The organism is Streptomyces ureilyticus (assembly GCF_011045025.1).
GTDB lineage: Bacteria > Actinomycetota > Actinomycetes > Streptomycetales > Streptomycetaceae > Streptomyces > Streptomyces ureilyticus.
This window is the reverse complement of sequence record NZ_JAAKZX010000295.1, coordinates 1-9372: the sequence shown is the minus strand read 5'-3', so window position 1 is coordinate 9372 and position 9372 is coordinate 1. Positions and strand designations below refer to the sequence as shown.

Below are 9372 nucleotides of genomic sequence, written 5' to 3'. Positions count from 1 at the left end.
GTGGTTGACGGAGGATCAGCTGGCCGCCGCGCCGGCGCGCGTGCCGCTCGCCGACTACCAGGCGTGGTTCGAGAAGCTCGACCCCGCGCTGCGGCGGGCGCGGACTTGGGGGCCTCGGTGGCCGGCTTCGGCTCTTCGCCCGCGTACTTGGACACCGGCTGCTTCGGCTCGGTCGCCTTCTGGCCGGTTATCCGGATCAGCCCGTACCCGGCGACCTGCTGCACCTCGTGCCACATGTCGTCACGGCCCGCCAGCCACTCCAGCAGCGCGTCGCGCAGCGGCTCGGGGTCGCCCCACGTGCCGTAGAACTTGGTGCCCGTGATGCAGATGGGGCGCAGGTCGAACGTGGGAATCGCCCCCCACGTGGCCGCGGCGACGCCCGGGCAGTGCTCGGCGCGGAAGTCGTCGAGGACGACCACGCCGTCGGGCAGCAGGATGTCGCGTACCGCCGCGATGTCCGCGTTCACGTGCTCGTACAGGTGCGAGGCGTCGATGTGCGCGAAGCGACAGCTCTTGTCCTCGACACGGTCGGCGACCACCTGGCTCGGCGCCTGGATGATCTCGGGCAACTCCTCGTGGAAGGCGAGGTAGTTGGCCTCGAAGGCCCGCCGGGTCAGCGTCGAGTACGACTTGTTCATCTCCTTGCTGTTGGCCGTGTCCTCCGCGGGGGAGTCGAACAGGTCGCACACCGTGAACGTGTCCTCGTCACGCAGGTAAGAGCCCATGAAGATGGCGCTTTTTCCCATGTAGGCGCCGAGCTCCAGCAGATTGCCGGTCTGCTGGCTGTCGAGCTGCCTGGACAGGAACCAGTCGAACAGCTGCTGATCGACGGCACGGAACCAGCCCTTGACGTCCGACAGGGTCCTGGGACGGGGCAGCTCGGTGGTGCTGGAGGTCATGTGTACTCCGTACAGCGGGGTCTTTGGATTTTCTGTGTTCAGGGATGGGATCGGAGGCCTTCAGGGGGTGTCAACGACGGGAACGGAAACTCCGGGTGTCGAAACAGTTGCCGGTGGTGAGGCGGTCGGATAATCCCCGGTTCGGGCGGAATCGAGCGCCCGTGGAATGCCGTCTTCCACCGACGGCACGGGATGGCGCTCGTCGAGCGGCACCACGGCCGGCAGCCCGGCGGTCTCGCCGAGCACGACCCGGCGTACGACACGTTCGGCGGCCCGCCCGTCGTCGTACGGGCAGAAGCGCTCCCGGAACGCGGCCCTCAGCTGCGCGGAGCGCGAACCGCGCCAGTGGCCGGTCGCGAAGATGTCGATCAGTTCGTCCTCGCTGCGCGCGACGACTCCCGGCGGGAACGCGCGCAGATCGAAGTAGGTGCCACGGGCAGCCTCGTACGCCGCCCAGTCATTCGCGTGGATCACGATCGGCCGGTCGAGATTCGCATAGTCGAACATCAGGGAGGAGAAGTCGGTGATCAGCGCGTCCGAGGCCAGGCACAGGGACTCGACGCTCGGATGCCCCGACACATCGATCAGCCGGCCGCCGCTGCGGGCCAGCGGCTGCCCGTACGAGGGATGTGCGCGGGTCAACAGCACGAAGCGGGGGCCGAGTTGGCGCAGAATGCGCTCCAGGTCGAGCATGCTGGGCTGGGAGCGGCGGTAGTCGCGGTGCGTCGGCGCGTACAGGATCGCCACCGCGTTCTCGGGGATGCCGAGCGTCTCGCGCAGCCGGGTCACGTCCGCCGAAGTCGCCCGCTGGAACACGTCGTTGCGGGGCTGGCCGTACTCGAGCGTCGTATAGCCGGAGGGGAAGACGCGCTCCCAGACGAGCGTGGAGTGGCGGTTGCCGGACAGGCAGTAGTCCCACTGGTCGACGCCGCGCAGCAGCTCGGCGAAGTCGGTGCCGCGGGCCGCCGCCGGGCGGTCCTGGAGATCCAGGCCCATGCGCTTGAGCGGCGTGCCCGTCTGCGTCTGGACCAGGATCTGCCCCTGTCGCTTGACCAGCCTGCGGTCGAAGTCGACGTTGCCGACGAGGTACTTGGAGCGGGCGAGCGCCGTCCAGTACGCGGCCGTGTCCGGGGTCAGCTTGCGCGTCGCGGTCGGGACGGTGTGGTGGTGCTCGGGCGCCGCGATCCACGCGGTGCTGATGCCCGGGGCGTACGTACGGAACGCGTCCTCGAGCGCCGCCGGGTTGCAGCCGTAAGCGCGTCCGTTGCCGTTGGAGAACACGGCGTGGTCGGCCCGTACGGGAAGCCGGAGCTGGACGCGGTAGTGCAGTCGCAGCGCCGCGGCCCGTACGGCATGGAGCGCCGCCGTGACGCCTTCCGTCACCCGTCTCTTCAGCAGCGCCGCCGCCCACAGCGTGCGATACGTGCGGTGGCTGCCCAGGCGGATGAGCACGTGCCGCAGCCAGTTGCGGGCCGGGAGGCGGGCACCCGGCACCCGGTAACGGGCGTAGTGGGCGCGGGCCTTGCGCAGGAACTCGGGACGGGAGCGGCGCGGCAGCCGGTCGCGTCCGAGGAACACGGCCGAGAGATGGTCGACCATGCGGCGGAACAGGACGGGGCGCCAGTGCGCCAGTTCCGGGTGGGCGTCGAGATGGGCGAAGACACGGTCGTACTGGTCGAAGATGTCGAAGTGGCCCCGGCCGGTGGTGCTGGTGGTCGCTGTGGTCCCTGTGGTGCTGGTCGTGCGGAGCTTGCCGGTCGTGCTCCCTTGGCGTCGTTGGCGGTAGTGGACACAGACGCGGTCGAGCGTCGCGATGGTCTCGGAGGCCATCAGAACTGAGTACGTCCAGGGCGTGTCCTCGTAGTGGCCGGGAGGGAACGTGAAGCCCTCCCGCTCGATGAACTCCCGGCGGTACGCCTTGTTCCCCACCACCATGAGCACCTTGAGCAGCCCCGGCCGGTCGTCGAGCCGGAACGGCGCCTTGCCGCGCTCGGTGAGCTGCGCCGCCTGGACGTTGCGTACGGTTTCGCCCGTCCAGAAGGTGCGCGCGTAGTCGTAGACCAGGACGTCGGGGTCTTCGGTCTCCTTCAGCCGGTCGGCGATCGCGTGCAGCGTGTGCGGGGTGAGGGTGTCGGAGCCGTCCAGGAAGACCAGGTAGTCGCCTTTCGCGCGCTCCAGACCGGTGTTACGGGCGTGGCCGCGGCCCTTGTGTTCCTCGAGGTGCACGGGCCGTACGCGCGGGTCGCGGGCGGCGAGCTCGTCGATGATCGAGCCGCAGGCGTCCGGCGAGCAGTCGTCGACGGCGATCAACTCGAGGTCCGGGAAGGACTGTTCGAGAACGGAGGCCAGGCAGGCGTGCAGGTAGGCCTGCACCTTGTACGCGGGGACGATGACACTGAACCGGGGCACGTCACATCCATGGGTCGGCGCGGCAGACTGCTCGGAAACGGCCGAAGGGGTGACGTGGTTACGCCAGATGTGGCATATGGGGGATGTCGGGAGTGAGTTGAGGGGCGGCCGGTACCGGCCGCCCCTCAACAGATCATCCTGAAGTGCTGCTTCACCGCCAGAAGCGCTACTTCACCGCGCCCGCCATCACACCGGACACGAACTGCCGCTGGAACGCGAAGAACACCGCCAGCGGGATCACCATCGAGATGAACGCGCCGGGCGCGAGCGTCTCGATGTTGCCGGAGAACTGCCGGGTCTGCTCGGTCAGGGCGACCGTCAGCGGCTTTGAGTCGGCGCCCGAGAAGACCAGCGCCACCAGCATGTCGTTCCACACCCACAGGAACTGGAAGATGCCGAGGGACGCGATGGCGGGCGCGCCCAGCGGCAGGATCACGGTGGTGAACAGCCGCAGCTCGCCCGCGCCGTCGAGCCGTGCCGCCTCGAGGAGTTCACGGGGGATCTCCGCGAAGAAGTTCCGCAGCAGGAAGATCGCGAACGGCAGGCCGAAGCCCACATGGAAGAGGACGACGCCGGTGATGCTGCCGTAGATCCCGAGGTCGCCGAACAGGGCGGACAGCGGGATCAGGGCGACCTGCACCGGCACCACGAGCAGCGCCACGACGACCAGGAACCACCAGTCGCGGCCCTTGAAGTCCATCCAGGCGAACGCGTACGCGGCCATGGCCCCGATGACGATCACCAGGGCGGTGGCCGGAACGGTGATCCAGATCGTGTTGAGCAGGGAGTCGGTGATCTCCTCCTTGCCGAGCAGGGTCGAGTAGCTCTCGGTGGTGAGCTGCGCCGGTTTGCTGAAGACGGTCCACCAGCCGGAATCGGCGATGTCCGTCGGATCGCGGAACGACGAGGCGAGCAGACCGACCGTCGGCGTCACCCAGAGCAGCGCGATCAGGATCAGGAAGATCCGCATCACGCCGCCGGCCGCGCCGCTCGCGAGCCGCGAGACGAGCGAACGCTCGGGGCGCCCGGCCGGTTCGGCGGCCGCCAGTGGTTCCTTCGGTTCCTTCACGGGTACGGAGGGTGCGGTCACCGTCGGCGCTCCCTTCGCAGTCGGCGGATGTTGACGATCATCACCGGCAGGACGAGCAGCAGCAGGACGATGCCGATCGCGCTGCCGAGGCCGAGGTCGCCGCTCCCGGTGAACGCCGCGTTGTAGAGCTGGAGGGCCAGCACATTGGCCTCGTCCTGGGTGGGCTGCGGCGCGATGATGAAGATGAGGTCGAAGATCTTCATCACGTTGATCATCAACGTGATCAGTACGACCACGAGGACCGGAGCGAGCAGGGGCACCGTGACCCTGCGGAACACCTGCCACTCGTTGGCCCCGTCGACCCGGGCCGCCTCCAGAAGATTGCGGTCCACTCCCGCGAGACCTGCCGCGATGAGCACCATCGCGAAACCGGCCCACATCCAGGCGTACGCGCCGATGATGGCCGGCGTGACCAGGCTCGGGCCGAGCCAGTCGACGCCGTTGTAGGGCGCCGCGAAGTTCGAGGCGGGCAGCCGGAGTTGGGCACCGTCCGCCTCCGTGGGCAGCCTGAACGTACCGTCGTCGGCGGCCTTCGCGGACGCCACGACCTCGCCGTCCTTGACCGCCTCGACCTTGATGCCCGAGAGGCCCTTCTCGCGCGCGTCGATGGCGCCCTTCTCGCCGCCGCCGCCCAGCCGGAAGTCCAGCCAGACCGTGCCGGACACCTCGTCGCCCGCGGACTCGGCGGGCTGGGCGTCCACGGGATCGCCGGGCAGCTTGTTCGGTGCGATGCCGACCAGCGGGAGCAGGGCCGGAACCCCCGCCCTCACCGTGTCCGTCGTCGTGAAGGCGCCGCCCCCGGAAGCCTTCAGATCACTCTCCGGCGACGGGCGTGCGTTGGGATAGACGGACGACTCGGCGAAGGTGTCGTGCACCCCCACCACCACGGCGTTGGCCACGCCCTGGTCGGGATCCGCCTCGTAGACGAGCCGGAAGATGATGCCCGCCGCGAGCATGGAGATCGCCATCGGCATGAAGATGACCATCTTGAACGCCGTCGACCAGCGCACCCGCTCCATCAGCACGGCGAAGATCAGCCCGAGCCCGGTGACCAGGGCGGGGGCCACCGCGACCCAGATCGCGGTGTTCTTGACGGCGGTGAAGGTCGCGTCGTCCGTGAAGATGTCGCCGTAGTTCTCCATGCCGACGAAGGACGAGCCGTCGGCGTCGAACAGACTTCGCCAGACCGAGTACCCGATCGGGTAGACCACGAGCGCGCCGAGCAGCACCAGCGCGGGCAGCAGGAACAGTCCCGCCACCCACGGCCGGGTGCCCATCACGCTCTTGCGCTTCCGGGCAGGGGGCACCGGACCCGAGGAGCCCCCCGCCATCGCCACCTGGGACGACATCAGCTGCCGTCAGCCCTCGTACGCCTTGGTGGCGGCCGTTTCGAGCTGCTGCTGAATGTCCTCCACCTTCGACGGGTCCTTCAGGAAGTCCTGCAGCGCCTTCCACTCGCCCTGGCCCTGGGTGCCGCCGAAGGCGGCGGGAGCCTGGTCGGACATGTCGAAGCGGAAGTCGTCGCCCGCGGCGAGCAGCGCCTCGGCGATGTCCTTGGTCACATCGTCCTTGTAGGTCTCGAGATCCATCTCCTTGTTGGGGGAGACGAAGCCGCCCTGTGCGGCCCAGATCTCGGCCGCGTCGGTCGACGCGAGGAAGGTCAGCAGGGCCTGCGAGGCCTTGTCGTCCTTCAGGGCCACGGCCACGTCGCCGCCGCTGACCACCGGCGACTCGCTGCCGACCGCCGGGAACGGGAAGACCTTGGCGTCCGTGCCGATCTTGGCGTCCGTGTCGGCGTTGATGTTCGCCGCGACGAAGTCGGCCTCGAAGACCATCGCGGCCGGGGTGTCACCGGAGAAGGTGTTCGTCACCGACTTGGGGAACTCCGTGCGCAGCGCGCCGTCCCGGCCGCCCGCGATCAGTTCGTCCTTGCCCCACAGCTGGGCCAGCGTGGTCAGGGCCTCCTTCACGGAGGGATCCGTCCACTTGATCTTGTGCTGGGCGAGCTGGTCGTACTTCTCCGGTCCGGCCTGCGAGAGATAGACGTTCTCGAACCAGTCGGTGAGGGTCCAGCCGTCCTGCCCGGCGACGGACACCGCGGGCGAACCCGCGTCCGACAAGGTCTGCGCCGTCTGGACGAACTCGTCCCAGGTCTTCGGCTCCTCGGTGATCCCGGCGGCCTCGTACGCTGCGGTGTTGTACCAGACCAGGGACTTGTTGGCGGCCTTGGCGTAGACGCCGTACTGCTTGTCCTTGTACGCGCCCAGGTCCTTCCAGCCCGCCGAGAAGTTCTTGTCGAGCTGCGCCTGTGCCTCGGCGCCCAGCGGCTTGACCCAGCCCTTGTCGGCGAACTGGTGGAGCACGCCGACCTGCGGCAGGAACGCCACGTTCGGCGGCTTGCCGCCCTGGATCCTCGTGCCCAGGAAGGTGGAGGTGTTGTTGCCGGTCGGTACGAAGCTGACGTCGGCGCCCGTCCGCTTCTCGAACTCCTCCAGGACCTTGGTGAAGTTCTCCTGCTCCGGGCCGGTCCAGACGGCCGCGACCTCCAGCTTCTGGCCGTCGAGCTTGGGGAGCTTCACGGAGGCCGCTTTTTCCTTCTCGCCGCCGTCGCTTCCTGAATCGTCGTTGCCGTCGCCGCCACATGCGGTGAGGGCGAGCGCCATCGCCCCCGCGACGACGGCGGCTGCGGCCTTCGTGGCCCTGCCTTTCCTGTTCGGCCTGCGTGTACGAAGAGTGCTGCGCATGACTTGCCCCGTTCTCCGTCGAACGTCCGAGCGCTGCTGTCCCGTGCGCTCTTGGTGTACGCCTGCCTGCTTGGCGTCGGCAAGAGCGCCTGCGGTGTCAAGTGCGTGATCGTAACCGCGTCGTGACGTGCGCTCATGCGGATGGAGTCGAATGGAGTCTTGTGTGGAGTCGTGTGCGGTTGTAAGGAGCCGTTAGGTGGTTGAGGGCTGTACAGAATTGCGGGCTTGGAGCTGACTTTGGGGCGACCTCGGAGCGGCTTTGAGGGCGACCTGGAGAGCGACTTCAGAGGTGGCTCGGAAGCGACCTCTGCAGTGGCTTGGAGAGCGACTTCAGAGCGGCTTCGAGGGTGACTTCAGGGCCTCAGAGCAGCTCAGGAGCTGCTCAGCGCTGCGTCAGAGCAGCGAGGGCACCTCCGTGGCCGACACGGAGCGGGCTGCTCTCTCCAGGGCGCTGGCGAGGAGGGCCAGGTCCGTCGGGCCGTTGCCCAATTCGCGTACGGGGCGACGGGCGGGCGGGTCGCCCATTCGGTCCCACTCGAGGGGGACGACCGTGGGGCGCAGCGTTGACGTACGGGGGATACGGCCCGTGACGCGGCCTCCCTGGAAGGGGGTCGACCGGCCGCGGGGGCCGGTGAGGCGTCCCCGTCCCGGGGCGGGATCCTCCGCGCCGGACGAGGGCGCTTCGAGGGCGATACGCAGGGCGGCCTGCCGGGCCAGCTCCGTCTCGGCGGTACGGGCACCGCCCGCGGTGGCCGCCACCAGATGCACCCCGAGGCGGTGACCGCTTCGCGCGACGGCTTCCAGGGCCCGTACGACGGAACCGGCGGCGGGGCGTCCCGGGGAGCCCAGCGCGGGGGACAGGAGCGCGTCGAGGTCGTCGACGATCACGGCCAGCCGGGGGAGCGGGGGACCCGCGTCCGCCGCCGCCCGCTGCCGCTCCGCGGCGGGGCGCAGGCGGAGGGTGGAGCTCGGGGGTGCGTCCAGGTCGGCGGCGCCGGCGCCCGGGGTGGGCTGGGCGGTGGCGGCTCGCTGGCGCGTGGTGGCTCCGGGGGGTGCGCTGGTTCCGGGGGGTGCTTTGGTGGAACCGCTCGCCGAGCGCTGGCCCACGATGCGGCTCTGGAGCCGCTGGCGCCCGTGCCACTCGGCGAAGTCGAGGCGGCCGAGGAGCTCGGCCCGCCGCTTCAGCTCGGCGGTGAGGGACTGCGCGAACTCCCGCATACGGACCGGGTCATGGGCCGCGAGATGCGTGGTGACATGGGGCAGGTCGGTGCAGACCCGCAGACCGTCGCCGCGCGCGGCGGTGCCGGCCCCGGTGCTGTCCCACCCGTCTATGAGCACGATGCCCAGCCGGTCGGGCCGCTCCGCGGCGGCGAGCGACGCGGCGACGGAGCGCAGCAGCTCCGTACGTCCGCTGCCCGAGGGCCCCTCGATCAGCAGATGCGGGCCCTCCTGGGCGAGGTCCACGCTCGCCGGCCCGCGTGGCCCGGCGCCGAGCACGGCGACCGCGCGCCCGCCGAGCGCCTCCGTGTCGTCGGCGGCGTCCGCCCAACGGGCCATCAGGGACGCCGGGGTGGCCCGGGCCAGCCCCAACTCGTCGAGCAGCCGCGCCGCTTGGGGCAACGGCGCGGACACGCGCGCGTGCCGCTCGCCGGGGACGGCGTCCGTACGCAACGGGGCCAGCGCCCGTGCGAACCGCTCGGCCCAGGCCGTGGACACCGCGTCGACGGCGGCCACGGTGCCATGGCCGACGGGTCCCCGGGGGAGCTCCGCGGCCTGGGTGCGTGCGGCGCCTTCGGGGGCGCCCGGTGCGACCCGCATCAGCCGCAGCGCCGTGGCCACGTCCCCGCTGAGCAGGGCGACGGCTCCGCAGTCCCGGAACACCGACGAAGCCGCACAGGCCGCTTCGTACGTCTCCGTCACCGGCGAGGCGGGCGACGCGGCCGCCGTCTCGGCAAGACACACAACATGGATCCCGACCCGAGGCCCTTCAACCGCCAGCCGCGACACGGCTTCCCGCACGGCAGCGGGCCCGGGGTCACCGTCCACGACGACGACGGTGTACGGCCCGGCCCAGGCACCGGCTTCGTCGTCCTGCGCCCAGGAGGGGCGACGGTCGCGGCCTCGTCCTCCGGGGGCACCGTCGGTTTGTCCGCCGTCGAAGTGGATTCCCAGGTGGGTCTGGCTCTTATACACATCTCGAGCCCACGAGACTCGAATAAATCTCGTATGC

5 protein-coding genes and 1 pseudogene are annotated in these 9372 nt (G+C 69.9%); all 6 read right to left on the bottom strand.

Going from position 1 to position 9372, the window contains the following annotated elements; all coding sequences use genetic code 11:
• Window positions 1-899 (bottom strand): class I SAM-dependent methyltransferase (locus G6048_RS44250; protein WP_165345272.1); only part of this gene is annotated, 899 nt, incomplete at its 3' end.
• Window positions 900-959: 60 nt separating this feature from the next.
• Complete coding sequence (locus tag G6048_RS44245) at window positions 960-3308, bottom strand: bifunctional glycosyltransferase/CDP-glycerol:glycerophosphate glycerophosphotransferase (RefSeq protein ID WP_165345271.1); 2349 nt, start codon at window positions 3306-3308, stop codon at window positions 960-962.
• Window positions 3309-3474: 166 nt separating this feature from the next.
• Complete coding sequence (locus tag G6048_RS44240; protein ID WP_206342889.1) at window positions 3475-4278, bottom strand: carbohydrate ABC transporter permease; 804 nt, start codon at window positions 4276-4278, stop codon at window positions 3475-3477.
• Between the two features lie 116 nt (window positions 4279-4394).
• Window positions 4395-5747 (bottom strand): carbohydrate ABC transporter permease, encoded by a 1353-nt coding sequence (locus G6048_RS44235; RefSeq protein ID WP_165345270.1) that lies wholly within the window; start codon window positions 5745-5747, stop codon window positions 4395-4397.
• Window positions 5748-5756: 9 nt separating this feature from the next.
• Window positions 5757-7142, bottom strand: coding sequence for an ABC transporter substrate-binding protein (locus G6048_RS44230; protein WP_165345269.1), 1386 nt, complete (start codon window positions 7140-7142; stop codon window positions 5757-5759).
• 393 nt (window positions 7143-7535) lie between these two features.
• A pseudogene (locus tag G6048_RS44225) lies at window positions 7536-9266 on the bottom strand (FtsK/SpoIIIE domain-containing protein); the annotation flags it as partial.
• Window positions 9267-9372: the final 106 nt, after the last annotated feature.

What these genes read in the sequence shown, in the direction of transcription:
- G6048_RS44240 (WP_206342889.1), bottom strand. Translation starts at nt 4,278, where the DNA reads ATGCGGATCTTCCTGATCCTGATCGCGCTGCTCTGGGTGACGCCGACG.
- G6048_RS44235 (WP_165345270.1), bottom strand. Translation starts at nt 5,747, where the DNA reads ATGTCGTCCCAGGTGGCGATGGCGGGGGGCTCCTCGGGTCCGGTGCCC.
- G6048_RS44230 (WP_165345269.1), bottom strand. Translation starts at nt 7,142, where the DNA reads ATGCGCAGCACTCTTCGTACACGCAGGCCGAACAGGAAAGGCAGGGCC.